General features: G+C 30.9%; 15 protein-coding genes, 1 tRNA gene and 1 other RNA gene. 8 read left to right on the plus strand and 9 right to left on the minus strand.

The features are described from left to right. Positions 1 to 41: 41 nt before the first annotated feature. Positions 42 to 593: a hypothetical protein gene (locus tag GCL57_RS11255; protein WP_152213451.1), complete on the plus strand. Its 552-nt coding sequence runs from the start codon at positions 42 to 44 to the stop codon at positions 591 to 593. 39 nt (positions 594 to 632) lie between these two features. On the opposite strand, the gene dnaE is transcribed toward GCL57_RS11255, so the two are convergent. The 6 genes from dnaE to ssrS form a co-directional block, all read right to left on the minus strand. Further along, positions 633 to 4,286: a DNA polymerase III subunit alpha gene (gene dnaE / locus GCL57_RS11260; RefSeq protein WP_152213452.1), complete on the minus strand. Its 3,654-nt coding sequence runs from the start codon at positions 4,284 to 4,286 to the stop codon at positions 633 to 635. A gap of 21 nt (positions 4,287 to 4,307) precedes the next feature. Further along, positions 4,308 to 4,907 carry a DUF507 family protein gene (locus GCL57_RS11265; protein WP_152213453.1) on the minus strand — a complete coding sequence of 200 codons (600 nt, stop codon included), beginning with the start codon at positions 4,905 to 4,907 and terminating at the stop codon, positions 4,308 to 4,310. Between the two features lie 105 nt (positions 4,908 to 5,012). Next, entirely contained in the window at positions 5,013 to 6,041 is a 1,029-nt protein-coding gene (locus tag GCL57_RS11270) for a tetratricopeptide repeat protein (protein ID WP_152213454.1), read from the minus strand. Further along, complete coding sequence (gene rsmD, locus GCL57_RS11275) at positions 6,038 to 6,607, minus strand: 16S rRNA (guanine(966)-N(2))-methyltransferase RsmD (RefSeq protein WP_152213455.1); 570 nt, start codon at positions 6,605 to 6,607, stop codon at positions 6,038 to 6,040. The genes GCL57_RS11270 and rsmD overlap by 4 nt, the downstream gene beginning before the upstream one ends. Positions 6,608 to 6,617: 10 nt before the next feature. Beyond that, positions 6,618 to 7,502 carry an aminotransferase class IV gene (locus tag GCL57_RS11280; protein WP_152213456.1) on the minus strand — a complete coding sequence of 295 codons (885 nt, stop codon included), beginning with the start codon at positions 7,500 to 7,502 and terminating at the stop codon, positions 6,618 to 6,620. 142 nt (positions 7,503 to 7,644) lie between these two features. After that, positions 7,645 to 7,826, minus strand: a non-coding RNA gene (gene ssrS, locus GCL57_RS11285) — 6S RNA. 169 nt (positions 7,827 to 7,995) lie between these two features. Here ssrS and GCL57_RS11290 point away from each other — a divergent pair. Then, complete coding sequence (locus GCL57_RS11290; protein ID WP_161597726.1) at positions 7,996 to 9,570, plus strand: sigma 54-interacting transcriptional regulator; 1,575 nt, start codon at positions 7,996 to 7,998, stop codon at positions 9,568 to 9,570. On the opposite strand, the gene GCL57_RS11295 is transcribed toward GCL57_RS11290, so the two are convergent. Beyond that, positions 9,567 to 10,229 (minus strand): hypothetical protein, encoded by a 663-nt coding sequence (locus GCL57_RS11295; RefSeq protein ID WP_152213458.1) that lies wholly within the window; start codon positions 10,227 to 10,229, stop codon positions 9,567 to 9,569. The two genes, GCL57_RS11290 and GCL57_RS11295, sit on opposite strands and share 4 nt — an antisense overlap. A gap of 202 nt (positions 10,230 to 10,431) precedes the next feature. Here GCL57_RS11295 and GCL57_RS11300 point away from each other — a divergent pair, with 202 nt between their 5' ends. From GCL57_RS11300 to GCL57_RS11325, 6 genes are all read left to right on the plus strand, one after another. Further along, a complete protein-coding gene (locus tag GCL57_RS11300; protein ID WP_152213459.1) occupies positions 10,432 to 11,772 on the plus strand; it encodes a hypothetical protein in 1,341 nt (446 codons plus the stop codon). 73 nt (positions 11,773 to 11,845) lie between these two features. Next, positions 11,846 to 11,932, plus strand: a tRNA-Leu gene (locus GCL57_RS11305). A gap of 129 nt (positions 11,933 to 12,061) precedes the next feature. Then, positions 12,062 to 12,778, plus strand: coding sequence for a ribonuclease PH (rph, locus tag GCL57_RS11310; protein WP_152213460.1), 717 nt, complete (start codon positions 12,062 to 12,064; stop codon positions 12,776 to 12,778). A 10-nt stretch (positions 12,779 to 12,788) separates the two neighbouring features. Next, positions 12,789 to 14,156 carry an ATP-dependent 6-phosphofructokinase gene (locus GCL57_RS11315; protein ID WP_152213461.1) on the plus strand — a complete coding sequence of 456 codons (1,368 nt, stop codon included), beginning with the start codon at positions 12,789 to 12,791 and terminating at the stop codon, positions 14,154 to 14,156. A 40-nt stretch (positions 14,157 to 14,196) separates the two neighbouring features. After that, entirely contained in the window at positions 14,197 to 16,224 is a 2,028-nt protein-coding gene (locus tag GCL57_RS11320) for a sensor histidine kinase (protein WP_152213462.1), read from the plus strand. 949 nt (positions 16,225 to 17,173) lie between these two features. Next, entirely contained in the window at positions 17,174 to 17,776 is a 603-nt protein-coding gene (locus GCL57_RS11325) for a helix-turn-helix transcriptional regulator (protein ID WP_152213463.1), read from the plus strand. Between the two features lie 631 nt (positions 17,777 to 18,407). On the opposite strand, the gene GCL57_RS11330 is transcribed toward GCL57_RS11325, so the two are convergent. Continuing rightward, positions 18,408 to 19,556, minus strand: a complete 1,149-nt coding sequence (locus GCL57_RS11330) for a M12 family metallopeptidase (RefSeq protein ID WP_152213464.1) — start codon at positions 19,554 to 19,556, stop codon at positions 18,408 to 18,410. Positions 19,557 to 20,023: 467 nt separating this feature from the next. Beyond that, positions 20,024 to 21,373 (minus strand): TldD/PmbA family protein, encoded by a 1,350-nt coding sequence (locus GCL57_RS11335; RefSeq protein ID WP_152213465.1) that lies wholly within the window; start codon positions 21,371 to 21,373, stop codon positions 20,024 to 20,026. Positions 21,374 to 21,377 lie beyond the last annotated feature (4 nt).

The following is a 21,377-nucleotide window of genomic DNA, read 5'->3' on the forward strand; positions in this document are numbered from 1 at the left end:
CATAAATACAATTTTTATATATTTAGAAGGAGAGCTATATAATGAACAAAATATATCTAAAATCCATTTTTCTTTCTCTATTGTTACCTTCAATGAATGCACATTCAAATGTCAGATTTAATCCTCCCAATAATCATAGAAATTCTTTCATAGAGAAAACGAAGTATCTAAACATTGATTCTAATGATATTGCACAGGAGCCTAACTGCTCAAGTGTACATGTTTGGTATACATTAAATAATAAAGATATGAAATACAGTTGGTATATTCAAATTTCAAGATTGTTTGAAGATAATATAAATTTTTTAGATGAATCATGCAATCGAATAGATATTAATAATAAGATTGAAATACCGCCAAACAGAACAAGAAAAGTAGGTATGGAAGTCACTACGGAAAAATCATTTAATTCAATTTATTCTTTTACTGCAGTCAGAAATGATGAAGCATTAGCTCGTGTTCCTAATTATAAATACGCTTGTATATTTGTAATTTCGGCTTATGGACCAGGGCAATTGAATCGAATGGATTGGCGACTGAACAATGCGGATTGTGTATCAAGTTATCTTGGCACTCAATACGATCTTAAATAGTGAGGATATATAAGTTAGGCGGCAAGTTTCTTGTCAAACTCAGTTCAGCACTTGATAATGATAAACTCTTTCAACTTTAACAAGACCTGGCCAAGTGTTTTCAATATCCATAATAAAATTATCGGTAGGAGTAATATAATGATTACCCATTTTTGCTTTTAATCTGAGGTTGTGATCAGGAATTGCAATATTCATATAAAGGGGAGTTTTGCCTTTATTTTTTATAAGAATATTTATAAGATTTTTTATATTTTCTTTTCCCATTAAAAATGTTTCTTCAGTTGAAAGAATAATTCTTTTTACAAGTTCAATTCTTTTATTAGCAACGCGATCGATACTTTGGACGATACCTTTAACACTTCCATCTTCAATACCTTTTTTGATCTTGCACTCAACAACAAGAGCTTCGCCTATTTTAATTGTTTCAGTGAGAGCTGCATATTGTTTGCTAAATAAAGTAACTTCAAGTTCTCCAAACCCATCTTCAATTTTTAAGATTAAAAAAGAATTTCCATCTTTATTTTTTTTCTCTAAATTCATAGTCACAATCCCTGCAACTTTAATAGCTTTTCTTTTATAATCAGGAACTTCATCAGGTTCTAAATAAAGAATAGCTTGATTAAGTGAAATTTCAGAGATTTCTTTTAGGTCTGCACGTATGAGGTCAGCAGGATGTCCAGTCATATAAAAACCAAGGGTTGCAAATTCATGGGCAAGTTGCTCATAAAATGTCCAAGGTTTAGTGGATTTAATTTGAATTGGTATTAGAAAATTAGCAATTTTATTTGGGCAATTTTCTGATTTTACAATGGTTGGCAGAATATTGGGTAAGAAAATAAAATCATCAGTATTTTTTTTCTTTTTAGGAGTAGGTTCAATTTTTTGGAGAATTTCTTGTTTAGTTATAGTGTTGCTATCATTAAACATTCCAAATATATCAAAACTTGTATTTTCTTCTCTCTCAGTCTCTTTAGCAATGGTTTTTAACCAAGTGTCTGAGTTTGTCATGAGTTCAGCACGATTGCTTGCAATAGAGTCAAATGCACCTGCTTTAATAAGGCTTTCCATCACTTTTTTATTTAATTTCCGTGCATCAAGTCGTGCAATAAATTCTGGAACAGTGCCAAAGATCCCATTTTTTTCTCTTTCTTCGACAATCATATTAATTATGCCTGAACCAAGTCCTTTAATGGCACCTAAGCCAAATTGAATGATTTTGTCGTCTGGAATACTAAATTCAAAGCGTGAATGATTAACGCATGGTGGTAAAATAGCAATTTTCATTCGTTTACAGTCACGGACATAGCCAACAATTTTATCGGTGTTGTCTAAATCACAGGTCATAATTGCTGTCATAAACTCAGTGGGATAATATGTTTTTAACCAAGCAGTTTGGTATGTTACCCAACCATAAGCAGCGGTATGACTTTTATTAAAACCGTATTCCGCAAATTTTGCCATAAGATCAAAAAGATCAGCTGCTTTTTCGGGATTGTGTCCATTTTCAGTTGCACCTGAGACAAACCGACTTTTTTGTCTTTCCATTTCATTTTTATCTTTTTTACCCATGGCGCGTCTCAATAAATCTGCTTCACCCAAGGTATAATTTGCAAGGACAGCTGCAATTTTTTGCACTTGCTCCTGATAGACAATGACTCCGTAAGTGTCACTTAATATTGGTTCAAGTTCTTCAAATGGGTATTCCACTTGTGTTTCGCCATGTTTGCGCTTCACAAAATCATCGACCATCCCTGAGCCTAATGGCCCAGGACGGAACAAGGCAAGAACGGCAATAATATCGGTAAAACAAGTTGGTTTTAAGTTCGCAATGAGTTTACGCATGCCATTGGACTCAAGCTGAAAAATGCCGGTGACGTGAGCTGTAGAAATCATTTCATAAACTTTAGGATCTTCGAGCTCAATACTGTCAATATCTATATTTATATTATATCTTTTTTGAGAAATTTTTACTGCATTATCAATAACAGTAAGGGTTTTTAATCCTAAAAAGTCAAATTTAATAAGCCCAATTTTCTCTGCATATTTATTTTCAAATTGGGTAAGAAGTTGGCCGTCAGTTTCAAGAAGCGGACAACGCTCGTCGAGAGCACGGTCAGAAATAATTACGCCTGCAGCGTGAATACCGAGAGAGCTGAGCGTGCCTTCGACTTCAAGAGCACTTTCCCAGAGGTTTTTTGCACGTTCATCGGATGCAATTCGTTCTTGAATTTTAATTTCTTCTTTAAACGCTTGTTCAAGAGTGATTCCTGGGGATTCAGGAATTAATTTTGCAAACTCGTTACTTTCATGAAAAAGCCAGCCATTAATTCGGGCAAGATTTTTTAGCGCATTTTTTGCCATCATTCGACCAAAAGTAACAATTTGCGATACTGCACGATTGCCATATTTTTGATAGACATAATTTAGAACATCACCACGCCTATCTTGGCAAAAATCTGTATCAATATCTGGCATAGAAATACGATCTGGATTTAAAAAACGCTCAAATAATAAATTAAAGCGAATGGGATCGATATTTGTAATGCGTAACGCATAAGTAACAATGCTACCTGCAGCAGAACCACGACCTGGGCCTACGGGGATTTTTTGTTCTTTTGCCCAATTTATAAAGTCTTGTACGATTAAAAAATATCCTGAAAATTTCATTTTTAAAATAACTGAAAGCTCATATTCGAGACGTACTTTATATTCATCCCAAACTTTTTCGTTAAATGATTTTCCCATCCAATGTTCAACAGCACTTTTGCGGGCCTCAAGGCCTTTACGAGAAAGACGTACGAGACAGTCATCAGAGGTTTCATTTTCTCTCTGTCTATAGTCTGGCATAAAAATACTTTTAGTATCGATTTTAACGTCACATCTATCAGCAATTTTTTTTGTATTTGAAATTGCTTCAGGGTATTTTGAAAATTTTAATTGCATTTCTTCAAAGGTTGGTAAGTGAAAGTCTATAAAACTTGGAATACCTCTTACATCAGATTTTTGTAATTTATGTTTAATAGCAAGTAAAGACATGTGTGTTTCTTTATCTTGTTTATTAATATAATGTACGTCAGCTGTAGCAACAATTTCAACTTGATTTTGTTTTGCAATCTTTATAAGATTTGGAATTAATCTTTTTTGTTCAGGTATACCATTATCAATGAGTTCAACAAAAGTATTTTCGTTGCCAAATATTTCTGTTAATTTATTTAAATATTTAGCTGCATTTTCTAATTCATTTTTTAAAATAAGTGCAGACAATTCGCCTTTCATGCAGCTTGTTAAGCAAATTATTCCCTTTGAATATTTTTGTAAATCTGCAATAGTAACTGAAGTGGAATCAGGATATATATTATTTTTTCCAGTTGTATTGGCAATTGTACAGAGCTTAATTAAGTTTGCGTAACCTTCATTATTTTCTGCGAGTAAAATTAAATGTGAAACCTGTTTTTTATCTTCTAATAAAATAGTTTCGACATTTATTTCATAACCAATAATGCCATTAATTTTTTCAGCTTGGCAGGAAAGGAAAAACTCAAGCACACCATGCATTCCGTCATGGTCAGTGAGTGCAGCTGCCCTCGCTCCTCTTTTGCTGAGTTCTTTAACCAGTTTTTTTACTTTTATGGAACCATCAAGAAGTGAGTACTCGGAATGGATATGGAGGTGGACAAATTCTTCTGGCTGCACTTTTTATGATCTCTTTTGTACTTAGCCGCCTACCGTTGTTGTTTCATCAGATGATTTTTGATTTGCAATACGTTGGCGGACTTCGTTGTAGCATCTATCGAATGCAATACACCAAGCGTGGCTGTATGATTCTTCACCACTTTTCTTATTCACTATTTTTTCGACGGCTTCAATGATGCGGTCGTCTTCTACACGAAAACGGTGAATTGCTCTTGCTATGCAGTTTTGCACTTTCATATCTTCACTAAAAAAATCAATGCCATCAATTTTCCAGATAGCTTTTAAAACTTTTTCAGCAAGGGAGTCTGCACGCTCTGGTTCGTCTCCCAAAATGACTCTTTTAGAGCGAGCAAGGCGTACTTTAACCTCTTCAACAAGGCTTTCAAAACTCTTGCCAGATGATTTTGCAATTTGGCTTTGAGCGGAAACGAGACGTTCAGCTTCACGTGAGAGGCGATCTTCAGTACGGGAGTCGTCTTCTAGGACATTAGAGATTTGTTCGATAACTTTTTCTTCAATACGTTCTTCGGTATCATAGTCAAGTTCAATATGTCCTGAACCCTTAAGAACTTTAAACACACGTTCCGCAAGTCGCTCGAGTTGCTCTGATGAGAGTTTCATCGTTTGATACCTTTCTTATGGGACAAATTGTCATTTTACAAATAAACTAAGAGGCTTCAGATGAAGCTCAATTAGACATTATAGTTAACCAAACGAACGCATGCGTCAATCAGATTTCTTACCTTGGCCTAAGTTTTTAGATTCAAGTAGGTTTAAAGAAGCTTGAGCCTGTTTATTTTCAGCTTCAAGATTCTTATAATCAGAGGAAATTTCTACAAAACGTTTATAATAAAAAGCTGCTTTTTTTGGATCATTATTGGTATAAATTTTTCCTAATAGGTAAAGAGCTTCTGGGTAGTTAGGTTCAGCTGCATGTGCCTTTTCGAGTTTATTTTTTGCTTGAAAAGTGTTGTTAAGTCTAAGATCGCATTTAGCAGAATCAGTTAAGGTGGAGGCCAAAAAAGGTCTTAATTTTAATATTATGTCATATATTTTTTGAGCTTTTTCGCAGTTATTAACCCCAGCATAAGCATTTCCAAGAACATTTAATAATAATATTTTTTCGGTTTCTGCAGTCGTTTGATCTTTGCTAACTATGCGAAAATCTGATTTTTCAAAATCTTGCATTGCTTTAATTGCTTTTGAATATTTTTCTTTTTTAATATCGATGCTTGTTGAAATAAGAAGTAATTGGAGATCAAGAGGGTTTCTTTCAAAATTTCTTTTAATTAAATTTTCAGCCTGATCATAATCACCTGTTTTTAAATAAACCCAACTTAATGATTTTAGTGTTCTTAATTCTGAAGGAGAAATTGAAAGAGATTTTTGATAGAATTTAATTGCTTCTTTGTCAAAACCAAGACCTCTATTTGCTTCTCCTAAAAAATAAAAAAGTTCAGAATCTTTTGGGTAATACTCTGAAATATCGAGGAGTAAAAGAGCAGCTTCTTTAAATTTACCGATTTTTACTGAAACTAAACCCAAATTTCTTTTTGCTGTGGTTGAATTGGGTTCCGCTTTAAGAGCGAGTTTATATTGTGTTGCCGAATTTTGAAAATCACCTTTTTCTGCAAATTTATTACCAGAAATAATATAATTTAAGCTATCAGATGATATTTTTGAGCTTGAGCAACCATAAAGTAAAAAAATTGCAACCAAAGGAAATATTAAATTAACAAATGTCTTTTTTATCATGCCTCTTCCCTTTTTCTCCAGATTTCAATTTTTGTTTTGCCATAGATGCGTTCATCATCTTTCGACCATCCTTTGAATTTAGATTGTATCGAAATTTTGAGATCTTTTGGCATTTCAAAAATGACAGTGCAATTTTTATTGCACACATTTGCATTTTCAATTTCATCAAGAGAATTTGCATACCATGGAGATTTATAGGGGGGATCAGCAAAAATAATGTCGTATTTTTCTTGAGAAGAGTAAGAAGTTAAAAATTTAGTAACATCTAATTTTATAATTGAATATTCATTTTCAGGGACTTTAAGACCATTTAAATTAACTTGAATACAATTTGCAGGTTCTATATTTTTCTCCACAAAGGTGACAAAATTTGCCCCTCGGCTGAGAGATTCAATTCCAAGCGATCCACTTCCAGAGAAGAGATCAAGGACTTTGGCATTGAGTAATTCATCTGAAAGAATGTTAAAAACACTTTCTTTGACCCGATCTGAAGTGGGTCTTGTTATTTCGTTACCTTCGGTTGTGACTAAATTTCTTCTTTTATATTTTCCAGCAATAACTCTCATTTATATGACCTTAATTCATTTGTTCTTGTAGTATTCTATTCAATGTTTCAAAAATTTCTTTTTGAGCATGAATGTCAAAGCAATTCTCATCTATTTTGTTAACAGGCACTATGCCACGAATAGAAGAGATAATGCCGCATCCTGTTGCATCGGCAATATTGTTGAGGTTTAATTCTTTCCAGCTAAAATGTAAATTTGTTTTTTGTATACCTTCAATAAGTTTTGATAATGTCGTTCCTGCAAGGCAGCTTCCTTTAAAAGAAGCGGAATGAGTAACATTATTTCTGTCAAACCAAATAAAATTTGCAGATGTAGATTCGGTTATATGATTTGCATTATTATAAAATAATGCATCATCATATCCTTCTTTTCTAGCCAACTCAAGGCACATTAAATTATACAGGTAAGAACAACTTTTGATATCAATTAAACCTTGTGCTCTTAAATCGGGAGCGCACTTTAATGCAATTCCTTTTTCATATTGAACTTTAGAAGGGCCTGCTACATTTCTACATATAATTATTACATTTGAATTCGGTAATTGATCATTATCTTTCTTAATGGCAAGATCAAATGAATTACCTCCAGTTACAATAATTCTTAATTGGACTTTATCAGATTCTTTCTCACTCAATTCAAGATTTTTATCCACACATTGTTGACACCAATCTTTCAAAATGCTTTCTTCTGGTAACCTAATTAATGCGCTTTCGCAGCTAATTTTCATTCTTGTATAATGATTTTTCCAAGAGACTATTAAATTTGATTTAACAAGAATAGTTTCAAAAATAGCATGACCAAATAAAAAACCTCTATCGGAAATAGGAATTTTTGCTTCTTCGAGTGGGAATATTATTCCGTTAATACATGAGACACCACTGTAGTTTTTTGTCATAATAAAATCCTTTGTATTCGTTCTCAAGTGTAAAAGAAAGCTTAATTAAAGCTAAATAGTTATTTTTGAAATACTAAGAAAACTCTAGGTAAATAATCAATATGATTTAATTTTAAAAGCAATTTGGAATTAAATAAGGAAAGAACACCCTGGGCAGTCATGAAATAGGAGAAACCCACTCTTTAAAAGTGGATGCCTCTGAAATTCCTTTTAGGCTTCCCTCGATCGTACAAGCCGGAGGGCGTGCTCACCAAGAATTTTTCAGCTTCCTGTTACGTTATTTGTAGGTTCTACCACATTGATACAAGAGCTACCCAGAGCTAGGAGTATTATGCGCACTATTTCTTAGACCGTCAAGTATGAAAACTAAAATGCAGCCTTAGTGTTTGAAATTTCTTTAAGTGTATTATTTTTCTACAAAGTGAATAAAGATTTAACAGTTTTATTCCGAAGTGACAATGCTCTTCAAAAACTGATGCTTTAGGAGGTGTATGTGTTAGAAGAGAGCAATATCAGTTTTGAAGATTTTGAGAAATTAAATATAATTAATAAACTTCGGCAAATTATTGGAAGTTGGTGGAATATCCAACTTAATTTTACAGATGAAAAAGGGATATTAAAAGGAGTTCCGCAAGGAAAATTTTTTAATGCAAAAAACCCTGTTTGTAAATTAATTACTGAAAGCGATAAAACTTTCCCAGATTGTGTAGACATTGCCACAAAAACAACTATTGAATCCGAAGAAGCAGAGGCCTATTTACTTTCAACATGCCATGCAGGCTTTAGCACAATGTCTTTGCCCTTAAAATTAGGAAAAAAATATTTGGGTTGTATTTTTGCGGATGGGTTTTTAATCGAAGAAACTGTAGATGAACAAAAGGATAGATTGCGAACATACTTACGGAAATCATTTGCACAAAATGCAACTCATTTAGAGGAATACATTGCAAATTTACCTGTTTTATCTTTGAAAGAAGTTGGATATTTAAAAGAGCTTTTAGAAGTTGTACTTGATGAAATATTGAATTTAAGAAAAACAATATCTGATAATACAGAAAGTTTTCATGCATTATCTAATAATTTAAAAAACCAATGGACCTATGAAAATATTGTCGGAAAAAGTCTAGCAATGCAAAGTGTGTTTAAATTATTAAATAAAATTAGTGACAGTGAGGCAACTATTTTAATAACAGGAGAAAATGGTACTGGAAAAGAAGGAATAGCAAAATCAATTCATGTAAACTCTAAAAGAAGTAATGCTAATTTTATTGTACAAAATTGTGGAGCAATAAATGATAATTTGCTAGAAACAGAGTTATTTGGTCATGTAAAAGGAGCTTTTACCAATGCAATAAAAGATAAAAAAGGGCTTTTTGAGCTTGCAGATAAAGGAACTTTATTCTTAGATGAAATTGGTGATACTTCTCCTTCTATGCAAGTAAAGCTTCTGCGTGTTTTACAGGAAGGATCATTTATTTCAGTAGGTGGAAGTGAACAAAAGAAGGTTGATGTTAGAATACTAGCAGCAACGAATAGAAATTTAGAGCAGATGGTAAAGGAAGGCTCATTTCGTGAAGATTTATATTATCGATTGAATGTAATTAATGTTAAGCTTCCTTCTCTAAGAGAAAGAAAAGATGATATACCTATCTTAATAGCAAGATTTTTATCTGATTATGCAAAACAAAATAATATTAAAATGAAAAAGATAAGTTCATCTTGTATTTATAAAATGGAAAAATATGAATGGCCTGGAAATGTACGTGAGTTACAAAATGAGGTTGAACGTCTCTGTGTTTTATCTGGAGATGAACAAGATATTCAAGATGATCTTCTTTCTGATAGAATTTATGGTATTCAGGGCAAAGAAGAAATATTTAAAACTATTAATACGAATGGTTCATTAAAAGATGCAGTTGAAAATCTAGAAAAAACAATGATATTATCATATTTAGAAAATGAAAACTGGAATAAAAGTAGAGCAGCTAAAAAACTTGGAATAAGTCGGGCAAGTCTAATAATGAAATGTGAAAAATATAATTTTAAGCGAGTTAATAAAGAAAATTAAATATCACATAGATATAATTTATTATCTCGAATAGCTTTCAAAGATTTTTCTTCATTTTGGTTTAATAAAAATCTATTTTTATTTTTAATTTCATAATTATAAGCTTCTCTTTCTGCTAAATATGTTCCATAATTATTATATTCAATCTTATGTTCATATTTAAATAAATAATTACGTATATTAATTAACACTTGATATAAAAAATTTATAAATTCAATTTTTATGAATGACTGTTTACCATGTACTTCAACTTCATGGGCCAATGTTGATCCTAGTAATCCCCAGCTTTCAAATGCACTGTCTCCAATATAAACTAATCTTTTTTCAGAAAAAACTTTACCTAAAGTAAGTCCTCTATATTCTAATGTAGGATCGTATATCGGGTGTATCACATTTTTATTTTTATCAATAGAGAATAATGCCATTGCTAACTTAATACTTTGATTATTCTTTAAAGGTGATTTATTTTCAAATAGAACTGGAACTTTTATTAAATTTTTTTGAATATGACTATATTTTTCTTTTTCAGTAAAATTTACTGTAAGGCAATAAAACATGCATGATAAAAATAGCGTAATTGGCATAAATCTAAAAAAAATAAAAATAATTTTTGATAGATTATTTATAAATAATTTCATTGTTAAAATTTTGATTGCCATTGGGTGATTAATCTCCTTCATATTTTTGTAAGAAAGAACTATGCCAATCAATACTTTTTAAGTTTTTTATTCTAAATATTTAGTGTTTACAGATGCTTAATAATCTGTGGAAAACCTTAGGTGTTTGATTAATATACACTTTAATAATTTAGTGTAAAAAATTTATACACTAATTAATCAAAATTTAAGGCAAGTATAACCAATGAATATTAAATATATTATTAAATTGTGTGCATTTTTTATTTCACTTTTTTTAGTAAGTAAAATTTTTTCATTGGAAAGAAAAGAATTAATATTATTGACTAAAAACATTATCAATCTTTATGAGGAAAGTGAAAACCGCACTTTAAGTAAGAGCGAAACGCTTAAAATAGAACAAGATTTTTATGATATTAAAGAGATTGTTCAGAACGACTTAAAAAGCGGAAATAAAAGTGTTTCAATTGATATATATTTATTTTTGAATGGACTTATAAACAATGATATTTCATCTTTACAGTCGCTCATTATATCTAATAATATTGAATATTTTCCAAAAGATTTAGCACAGCTCATCTCATATAAAGTAGCAAAAAAATTATCGTTTGCTTTAAAGGAAAATAAAGTTTCACATAAAACAAAAATCAATATAATTAAAAATTCAAATCAAAATAAATGTCATGTCTATTTGAATGGTGTCTTTTTAGGAAATAACTTAACTCTTTCAATTCCTGCTGGTATACCTTTTTATTTAAGTTTATTTTGCCAAAATGATAAATTCGAAGTCAAATATATTAAATCCTTTGAAACACAGTCTAAATTGAATGTTTATTTTGATAATATTAAAAAAATAGAATACTCACTTATAGAAATAAGAAGGAGTATTCCAAACTCACAAAAAAATAAACTCAATTCTATTAATGAATGTGAAAAAAAAATGGAAAACTCAGATGAAAGTAATATTTCAAATTTTGAAAAATTAATTATTAATGAACACTGTAAAGTTGATGAACAGAAAACACAGATTAAAAGTATAAATAAAAATTTCTCATTCGGCAGTGGTGTGGCAATTAATAAAGATTTTGGATATATTCATAAAATAGGGGCAAAGCAATTTAATTTTCCAACGGGTATTTTTATAACATCAACTTCTTTTATTAAGTTTAATGAGTTTTTATTGACTTTTGACATAGCTAAGTTACGTATATCAGAACTAAAGCCTTTCATTATTGCGCATGCTAAAGATAGCAATTTTAACCAAAAATATGCTGAGCGCAAAAGTCAAACCTTTTATATTAGGCCAGCAATTGGTTTTGAAAAGTCACTTATTCAATTAACTGATAATTCTTCTTTATATTGGAATTTTCTAGTAAATTATGCAAAAATATTTTCTAACCAAAATTCAATAAGGGCGCAAGGGGTTGGTATTCAATCGGCCATTGGAACATCTTATAAATTTACAGAAAATTTTATCTGGGATATAAATTTTGGAGGTTCATACACATTTGGTTCTTTATCAGGTTTTCAATTAAATACGACTGCTCATTTATCTTTCCAATTTTAAATTCTTTCCTATTACGTAAAATTTTAAAATTTCTTGACAACTCAATTGCCTAAATCTAATTATTAAATCATATGCGGAGGTGGCGGAATTGGTAGACGCGCTCGTTTCAGGTGCGAGTGATCGAAAGATCTTTGGAGTTCGAGTCTCCTCCTCCGCACCATTTTGCTTTAAAATTTTTCTTTCATCTTTTCTTTCCCTATTTGCATAAATTTTTTAATGTGCCAGTTTCTAGGAATGAGCCGGTTCATTAGCGAATTCGTCTGTTTTCTTTTTAATTGAGGTAAAATCAATGTCACTTCGTTCACAAGGTCGTAGCGCTTCACAACCTAGACCACTCAAGATAACTCCAAAGTTTTTAAAAAATCCAATGGGTTCTGTACTTGTCGAGTATGGTGAAACCCGTGTTTTGTGCACTGCAAGCGTAGAAGACTCCGTTCCAAATTGGATGCGTGGAACACGTGGGCAAGGTTGGGTAACAGCAGAATATTCTTTGCTTCCTGCCTCTACACATGATCGTACTCGTCGTGAGCGTCAACATCTTTCTGGACGTACTCAAGAAATTCAAAGACTCATAGGTCGCTCTTTGCGCTCCATAGTTGATATGAAACTTCTTGGTGAACGCACCATAATTGTTGACTGTGATGTTTTGCAAGCCGATGGTGGGACTCGTACAGCCGCAATTACAGGTGGATATGTTGCATTAAAGCTTGCAATAGAAGCCCTTATTAAACAAAATAAAATCAAAACAAATCCCTTACGTGATGCAGTTGCTGCAGTGTCAGTCGGAATTTTAGAAGAACAAGTTTATGTCGATCTTGATTATCATGAAGATCAAAAAGCTGATGTTGATTTGAATGTTGTAATGACGGCAAGCGGACAACTTCTTGAAGTGCAAGGGACTGCTGAAAAGCGTCCTTTTAATCGTGAACAATTGAACAAGATGCTTGATCTTGCTTCAGATGCTTTAAAAGAAGCATTTGATGAACAGAATGCTGCTTTTGCTTGAGGTCTAATAAATGGAAACCATTGAAATAAAACCAGAAATGTTCTTAATTGAAAGCCTCACACAGACTTTTGGTCAAGCAAATCAACCTTCTCCTTTAAAAACTTCTTTTCAGACAGAAAATTTTATTGAAGATGGAAAAGATAGAGTTTTGGTTGATATTTCTTTGGAAGGCCTTCTTAAAGCTTCTCGACCTGATAGTGGAAAAATTGTTTTTCAACCGCCAACTTTTGAGTTGGCGGGACCTAGAGAGAAAATATTTTGGAATCCAGAAAACACTAAAGTTGCAATCGTAACTTGTGGGGGGCTTGCTCCAGGATTAAATAATGTAATCCAAAATCTAGTAACTTTTTTATCAGATCGCTATCGTGTAAAGAATATTTATGGCGTTCCTTACGGATATCAAGGATTTATGCACGATCCGCAAACTAAACGTTTTGCCTTTGGATGGCGTCGTTTAGATCCCTTCTCTGTTCAAAATATCGATTTTGAAGGTGGAAGTGTGCTTGGTACAGGTAGAGGACATTCAAACCATGTTGCGATCGTCGATGCCCTTATGCTGCGTGATATTAATATTTTATTTACTATTGGTGGAGATGGAACTCTCGCAGGTGCAAATGAAATCCATGAAGAAATCAAGCGTCGAAAAGTACCTATAACTTTAATTGGTATTCCAAAAACAATAGATAATGATGTTTTATGGGTTAGTAAAACATTTGGTTTTGAATCTGCTGTTGGTAAAGCTGTTGAAGCGTTACGTTGTGCGCAAACCGAAGCGCGCTCTGCTTTTCATGGTATTGGTCTTGTAAAAATAATGGGACGAAATTGTGGAGCACTGACAGCAACGGCTGCTGTTGCAATGAATGATATTGATTTTGTACTTGTTCCTGAAGTACCTATAAAGCTTGAAGGCGAAAACGGACTTCTTGATGCTATTGTAAGAAAAGTTATTGATAAAGGATACATTACAATTGCGGTTGCAGAAGGCGCTGGACAAGATCTATTTCCGCCCTCTGAAATAGAAAAAGATGCCAGTGGCAATATCAAATTAAAAGATATTGGTAAATTTTTACAAAAGAAAATTGTCGATGAATTTAAATTGAGAAATATCGAAACAACTTTAAAATATATCGATCCAAGCTACATGTTACGTTCTCAAACCACATCAGCGGATGACTCGGTATTTTGTGCTAAATTGGGTCAAAATGCTGTGCATGCAGCCATGGCTGGTAAAACAGGATGCATGATAGGATATGCGCATGAACGATTCACACATGTTCCTTTAGCGTCGGTTGCCTTAAGCAAAAAACGTTTAGATACGAACGAGTCAATTTGGTTATCTGTTCTTGCTTCAACAGGGCAACCTGCAAGTTGGGAATAGTTGATTAAGAGTTTTTTTAGAGCGGAGCTAATTTTGTTTAATGAGTTCCAAATCAAAGACCCTTAAAATCTATTTTGTTCAAGCAATTTTACTATCAGCTCTTGTTCCATTTATTTTTTCGGTTTGGTTACTTTGGTCTATTCTGCAAAGTTCAAATGAAAAAATAAAAGTTGCCAATGATCATTTAGAGCAGAGTTCTTTACTCCAATTAATTGATACTTTCCACAAAGTGCAAAGCGCGGCCTATATGGTTGCGACTTCTGAGGGGCTTAATCTTTACTTTCAATCAACTATAGATAACGAGCATACTCATAAAAAACTTTTAGAAGGTGTTATTCAGTCTGCACGTAATGCATTGTGTTATAAAGATACGAGATGGGTTATTTATGGCTCCCGTGGCAAAGCTTTACTACAAATTCCAACTCAAAATTTTTATCCGACACAAATGCCAAATATTAACAAAGATTCTGGAATAAGAATTAATTCGAATAGAACCGAAGTTGAATTTATATTTCCAATTTCATATCAATTCAATCCTATTTCAAAAAAACTTACAAATAATTTAGGTTACATTTATATTATCTTGCCAATTTCTGAAATCAAAAAACAATTTCCAAACTTAGTTCATATTTATAAGGTCTCTAGCAGTTTAGATATCAAAGATTTTAAAGTTTATTTTAAATTAGATTCTCAAAAGATGAATAATCTTTATTTTATATATGTTTATATTTTCATTATTCTTCTCCTTTTGTCTGTGGCAATTTATTGGGGTGTTAAGGTATTTCAAAAAAGAATTGTTGATAAGCTTTTGTCTTTAAGGGCACGGGTCTTAAACGAAATGAACTATGCAGATAAACGTAAAATTAATAATGAACTTGATTCTTTATCTATAACTTTTGAGTTTTATTTAAAGTATACATCATTTTTACAAAGTGAAATTCGAAAAAGTTCTCAGCTAGCAGCTGTAGGTAATTTAGCACATTCTATTGCGCATGATGTGCGTAGACCTTTTTCAACTTTATATTTTTTTCTACAAGAAATAAAAGGATGTAATCAAATTAAGCAGGTCACTTATTTAGCCAAAGAATTTGAGCCTGCATTTACTGAATCTAAAAACTATATAGAGCATTTGCTAAATGAAGTTATGGATGCAGGAATTTCTAAGCTTAATATAAGTGAAAAAATAAAATTTGAAGATCTTCTTTTTAAATCTTTTTTGACAATTGGAAGTATAAAAGACAATAAAAAAATTGAAATTGAATATCAATTTGCACATAGCTATTATATGGACATTGATGAAATTAGAATTTTACGAGTGATCCTAAATATTCTTGCAAATGCTATTGAAGCTATCCATGAAAATGGAAGAATTTGGATCCATACAGAAGATATTAAAGTTGAAAATGAAAATTTTGTAGAGATTTCTATTGGTAACTCAAACTCATTTATTGAAAAAGAGCATTTGCAGAGTATTTTTGAACCTTTTTTTACTAGAAATAAAGAAAAGGGTACAGGACTTGGACTCTCAATCGCGCAAAAGATAATAAAACTTCATAAAGGTAATATAGAATGCTTCTCTGAATATGATAAAGGAGTTGAGTTTATCTTTTTCTTGCCAGCAAATAAAGAAAGTTATATTCCTCATATTTCTAAATTACCTAAGAGATTTATTGGAAATAAGATTAAAGTGGCTTTACCAAAAAATTCTTCAGAGAATTCTATGTTTGTATTGATTGATGATGATCCATTGGTCGGGCGCTCATGGAAACGCTATTTAAATAATGTTGATTTTATGGTGTTTTTATCTCCAGAAGAATTTTTTAATTATGCAAATAAAAATGAAAATTTTATTAAAAATATTTCAATTATAGTGACTGATTATTATTTTGGAGTAAATTCAGAATACGAATTTTTTGTCTTTGCAAGGAGCTTACGAGATATTTATTTTAATAAAATATTTTTGTCGAGCGATGCACAAATTAATGATTATAAAATTCTTGATGAGCTTGGGATTATTAAGATTGATAAACGGCCGCACTCAATTAAAGAACTGTTATCGCTAATTTGAAGATTAAGAGTTTATGCTAAAATTTTAATATTAATGCATGTCTTCTATGCCATGATCGATTCTTTTTTTTATTTCTCTTTTTATATAATTATATATACATATTAGCTCATTTTTTTCGCATTTATCGTCACATATTTTATAATGTAATTCAAAAAGATATTCTGATTTAAAATACTTATAAAAGTGCTTTAAATCTTCCAGAGCTAAACCTCGGATAGTACAAGTTGGGTTTTCATAAATTTGGTTCAATAAGGTCTCATAATGCATTTTTTTTACCCTTTCAATAAGTGGTCAATTTAAATTTTAGCATATCAAAATCTAGTGATATTAAAATATTATATTAATTTTCAGTAATATGTTTTTACTTTACAATTTAATATTTGGAAAGTCAAAGTGATAGATTTATATTGCGTTTAGAGAAAAATTAAAATACTTATTCCACGATAAAAATTAAATAATTCAAATTTTTCTAATTGAGAATACCCTATCGAGATAACCCGTATTCTATTGGGATAAAAGGCTGTTCAAAAATGTTAGAATATCTTACCAATTTAAATTTCATAATTTCACCATAACTCATGTTTAATCAATTAAGAAAATATGTTAATTAACTTTCTTATTTTATTCATTAGAGTTTTTTTCTCAATAGAATAATAATCTGTCAGAATATAATAATTATCCACATTCATTTTTTGTTGTAACGGTATCTATTCATACATGTAATTAGAAACAAGTGTGGTAACGTTACATTTTTTTGATATCTGAATGATAGGAGCAAGTCAAGATTGAAGGAGCTAAATCTTGGAAATTTTTTTTAAGCAGGTTTCAAACTAGATTTTGACTTTCTGCAGTAAATGAAAGAAGATTTTGCCGATTGGTTTTTAGTATTATTAATTTTATTAATGATGTGATTTAAACTTTTAAATTTTCTTAATGAGAACGCATTTATATGAAGCTTAATCAACAAAAAGATGAAATAATATTAAGAATAAAGCATGTTAGAAAGAATATTTTAAAGATGCCAGCGCAAAAGCTTGCTGAAATTGCCGGTATTAACGTCAATAGTATTCGGAACTGGGAAAGGGGTAAAATAGATTTTTTAACAAGTATATCTATGAATAATATTATAAAAGTTTTTGAATCAGCAGGTATTTATGCATCTGAAGAGTGGTTACGAACGGGTGAAGGAGTCAATCCATGTTGGTATTCAGATATTAAAGATGTTACCATACTTGGCTTTGAAGAGGAGAATCTTTTTCGCAGCATTAAAAGGAAAATGGGGCAAGATGTTATCGTTGTGAGTATGCTGGATGAATCTATGGCTCCTATGGCACATGCAGGAGATCGCATTGGCGGAGTAATAAATAAAAATAATTTAGAGCAAAATCATAATTTAAATTGTATTATCAAATACGACAATGAAAAAATTATAGTCAGAAAATTACAAGTTCAGTCAGACATTTTTTCTTTACACTCTTTGTCTGATTATGACATAATTTATCCGAAGGAAATAAACTGGATTGCTCCGGTTTGTCGCAGATGGATTTATTAAGTTGGTTATTTTTTTCTAGCAAATGAGGTAAAATTTCATAAAGCAATCGATTGCTCAGTGCGGATATTTGGTTCTGATAATTTTCAATTATATCTGAAGTTTCATTTTTACAACAATAAATAGTAAAGACAATATTTATATTTTTATTTAATGGTCTAACCATTATAAATGGAAATTGTGTTCCATGTATTTGTCTTTTCAAGAGTTCAATCTTAGCAAGCTTATCATCAATAGCGGTCGAAATTTCCGGAGTTATGTTTGCATTGCTGTTGATACTTGTAAAAAGTTTGAAAAAAAGATCATTATTTGGATTCAAATTCTGTATTTTTTTTCGCCATGATACTTGTGATTGAATACTTATAATACGATTGCATTTTTTATCATGGATTGCATATGCTATCCCATTTGCGCAATTGGAGAGTGGGGTAAATAGGTCTGAAAAATTATTGCGAATTTCAGTAGAGTGAATCATGCTAGCCTCAAAAAGTTCACGAACAGTTTGCAAACTAGCATAAAAACTGGATATGGCAATTATGAATTTTAAAAAAATAAGCAGTATAAAGTGATTGCAAGATAATAATTACCATATCAAAAATAAAAAAATGGATATGGTAATCTTGTTTAGATTAAATTATCTTATTCTAAATTTGTCGAATTTATTTTCCCAAGTCATAAAATAAACTTTAGCTAACATAGCTTTACGAACATGGAAATACTTTGCTTCAGAAGATATATTATTTGCATCTTCATGTGCAGAAATAACAATCCATTCAAAATCATTTATAGTAATTGGATGATATATTCCAGAGTTAATGAACTTAGGATCCACATCAACTATTTCAGAATGTATTGGCCTTAAATTGTAGCCAAGATAAGTGATTTTATATTGAGTTGGGTTGTCAAGGGCATAGAGTAAGAGCGAGTAACTATTTAAATTTCTCTTTTTAATTGTTTTCTTTGCCGTTGCTTCTATTGTTGTTTTTGTTAGAGGCTTTGTAACTGAAGCCGTGAGAGCTTTTGTTATGGATTTATTCTTAGCAGCACCATAGGCTTTGGTAAGACCTTCTATATCTGTTGGACTGATTTCTTTTCCTCTCTGAATAATCTCATTTGAGTCTTTTATTTTTATAACTGTGTCTTGGTATCTTCTGCCATTTTTTTCATTATATTTAAATTTACCACAAGCTGTGCTTTCATAGTGCATAATAGAAGAGAGGTCATAATCACCGAAGCGAGTTGTTTCTTCTCCTCCTTTATCAAAATTATACTTTTCGCATTTCGTTGAATCAATATTATTAAAATTTACATTAATATGATCATCACGATCATAGCGAGAATGTTCATGTTTAAAACCAAGAGCGTGTAATAACTCATGTTGAATGGTACCCTCGCTTAGACAATAACTTGAATTCAAAGATAATTTTTGCCAATTATAAAACTTTCCTACAATACTTGAGCAATGTTTACCATTTACAATATTGATTGAATAACCATTATAATTTTCATTTACTTTTATGAATTCAATATCTGCAATGCTTTCAAAAAGTCTCATTTGTTTTTCTATTTTTTTCTGATCCTTATTGCTAAAGTCATTGTATTGAAATTTATAATATACTTTCCCTGAATGGCCATCTATTCCATCATTCCAAAAATATTCACTTGATATTGGGGCGCTTCTTTTTTTACGTACGGATGCTTCTGAGATATTTTGAAAGAATAATCCCGTTATTAAAAGACTTAAAGAAAAAATAAAATGTTTATTAAATTGTAATGATTTCATGTTTTTTTCCTTTTAAAATCAATTTTTAATCTAGTTTTTTATTATTAATATATATATTATAATGTACTTGTTCGCTAAAAAAACGGATAGCCGAGCTCAGCTTTTGGTTTTATATTCTGCAAAAAAATGATTTGCAAATTTATTTTACAAATCAATTTTTTATAAATTTATTTTTTTCACAAAAATTAATATAACAATTTGTTATTGCTTGTGTATTTATTTTTTATTTATTATTATTTTTTATAAAATAGTATATATTTTTCTTTTATTATAGATTGTTGCAAATATAAACTTAAAATTAATTAAAAGCGTTTACTCACTTATGAATTTTAATGAAAATTCTTCTAAATTGAGCTGTAATTTACTGTATTATTCGTTCAATAATTAATTAGTGGTTAAATTTCAAAGCTTTAAAGAACATAATTAAGTGCTTAAATACATTTAATTATAACCAATAAAAAAAGCTTTTATAATCCAGTGATTGATAACTCTTTTACCCAAATTTCTGGAGAAACTCCATTCGGTGTAACAACTTCTTCACCATGAATGTATGAAATATCATTTAAAAGTGCTAAAAAGTCACCTGCAACAGTAGCTGCTTCAATACTTATTTTTTTATTTTCATTAATATAAAAACCATCAAATGGAAGTGAAAATGATCCCTGCAATTCATTTACTCCAGCATGCAATGCTGATAGAGATTCAATATAAATAAGATTATTTTCTTCTAAGTAGTTTTTTGTATTGGATGATTTTTTATTAGACTTAACGTGTAAATAATGAGGAGAAACTGTTACTTTTGAGCCAATATGGGCATGTCCTGTTAGCTGGGATTCTAGTACTTTTGCAGTGTAACTGCTGTGAATAAAACTTTTTAAGATTCCATTTTCAATGATTGTGACCTCTCTTGTCGGAGTGCCCTCCTCGTCAAAGTAGATTGAACTTATATTTTTTGGATGGAGAGGCGAGTCAAGTAAACAAAATTCTGGATTCGCAATTTGTTTTCCAATACTTTCTTTGTGACTCAAACTTTTTTTATCAAGAATATTTTGTGCATTCATAAAATTAGAAAATGCATTGATGAGATCTAAAAATGCTTCGGGTGAAAATATAACAGTATATTTACCATTTTTAATAGGAGCATAATCTAAATGATTTTTTGTTTTTACAATTGCTTTTTCTGCACAACCTGAAACATCAAGTGATGAAAAGTTTTTTGCAATTTCGAGTTGCCCAGATTGTCTGGTTTTTTTTTCAATTTCTTGAGCTAAAGGATAAAAATAACAGAATGACATTTGACTGTTTTCTACTTTAAATGCGCCATCACTGTTAAAATAAAATCGCGATGAAATAGATTCAGAAACTTTATTATATGGAACACTTTTGAATTTATCAGAATAATTTAATATTTTTTCTTCTGCTGCAATAACCTCTTTTACTAAATCTTGAATTGTAGCGATTTTATTTATTTCATTTTTATTTTCAATCTTTTGTATTTCTTTTTGGCACTCATTACTAAATTCATAAATATTCTCAAGTGAACCAAATTCTGAGGATGATTTTGCAAGATCAAAAGCTTCTCTTAAACCTTCGTTGGTTAAGTTTGATGTTCTTGTTACCCCAACCTGATGCTTGATATTCCAGACTCTAAGAATAAGGAAGGCTCTTATTGATGAGGTCAAAGAAAAAGGTTCTTTATTTTTTGCACTGGCAGAATTCTCTTCTTTTTGAGATCCATAAACATCATATTTATAAATACTTTTCTCACTGGCAATTTTTTGTATTTCGCTTTTAAGATGTTCTATATGAAGTGACATTATT

It is taken from the genome of Fluviispira multicolorata, assembly GCF_009208585.1.
GTDB classification, from domain to species: domain Bacteria; phylum Bdellovibrionota_B; class Oligoflexia; order Silvanigrellales; family Silvanigrellaceae; genus Silvanigrella; species Silvanigrella multicolorata.

What these genes read in the sequence shown, in the direction of transcription:
- GCL57_RS11255 (WP_152213451.1), top strand. Translation starts at nt 42, where the DNA reads ATGAACAAAATATATCTAAAATCCATTTTTCTTTCTCTATTGTTACCT.
- GCL57_RS11265 (WP_152213453.1), bottom strand. Translation starts at nt 4,907, where the DNA reads ATGAAACTCTCATCAGAGCAACTCGAGCGACTTGCGGAACGTGTGTTT.
- GCL57_RS11270 (WP_152213454.1), bottom strand. Translation starts at nt 6,041, where the DNA reads ATGATAAAAAAGACATTTGTTAATTTAATATTTCCTTTGGTTGCAATT.
- rsmD (WP_152213455.1), bottom strand. Translation starts at nt 6,607, where the DNA reads ATGAGAGTTATTGCTGGAAAATATAAAAGAAGAAATTTAGTCACAACC.
- GCL57_RS11280 (WP_152213456.1), bottom strand. Translation starts at nt 7,502, where the DNA reads ATGACAAAAAACTACAGTGGTGTCTCATGTATTAACGGAATAATATTC.
- GCL57_RS11295 (WP_152213458.1), bottom strand. Translation starts at nt 10,229, where the DNA reads ATGGCAATCAAAATTTTAACAATGAAATTATTTATAAATAATCTATCA.
- GCL57_RS11300 (WP_152213459.1), top strand. Translation starts at nt 10,432, where the DNA reads ATGAATATTAAATATATTATTAAATTGTGTGCATTTTTTATTTCACTT.
- rph (WP_152213460.1), top strand. Translation starts at nt 12,062, where the DNA reads ATGTCACTTCGTTCACAAGGTCGTAGCGCTTCACAACCTAGACCACTC.
- GCL57_RS11315 (WP_152213461.1), top strand. Translation starts at nt 12,789, where the DNA reads ATGGAAACCATTGAAATAAAACCAGAAATGTTCTTAATTGAAAGCCTC.
- GCL57_RS11320 (WP_152213462.1), top strand. Translation starts at nt 14,197, where the DNA reads ATGAGTTCCAAATCAAAGACCCTTAAAATCTATTTTGTTCAAGCAATT.
- GCL57_RS11325 (WP_152213463.1), top strand. Translation starts at nt 17,174, where the DNA reads ATGAAGCTTAATCAACAAAAAGATGAAATAATATTAAGAATAAAGCAT.
- GCL57_RS11330 (WP_152213464.1), bottom strand. Translation starts at nt 19,556, where the DNA reads ATGAAATCATTACAATTTAATAAACATTTTATTTTTTCTTTAAGTCTT.
- GCL57_RS11335 (WP_152213465.1), bottom strand. Translation starts at nt 21,373, where the DNA reads ATGTCACTTCATATAGAACATCTTAAAAGCGAAATACAAAAAATTGCC.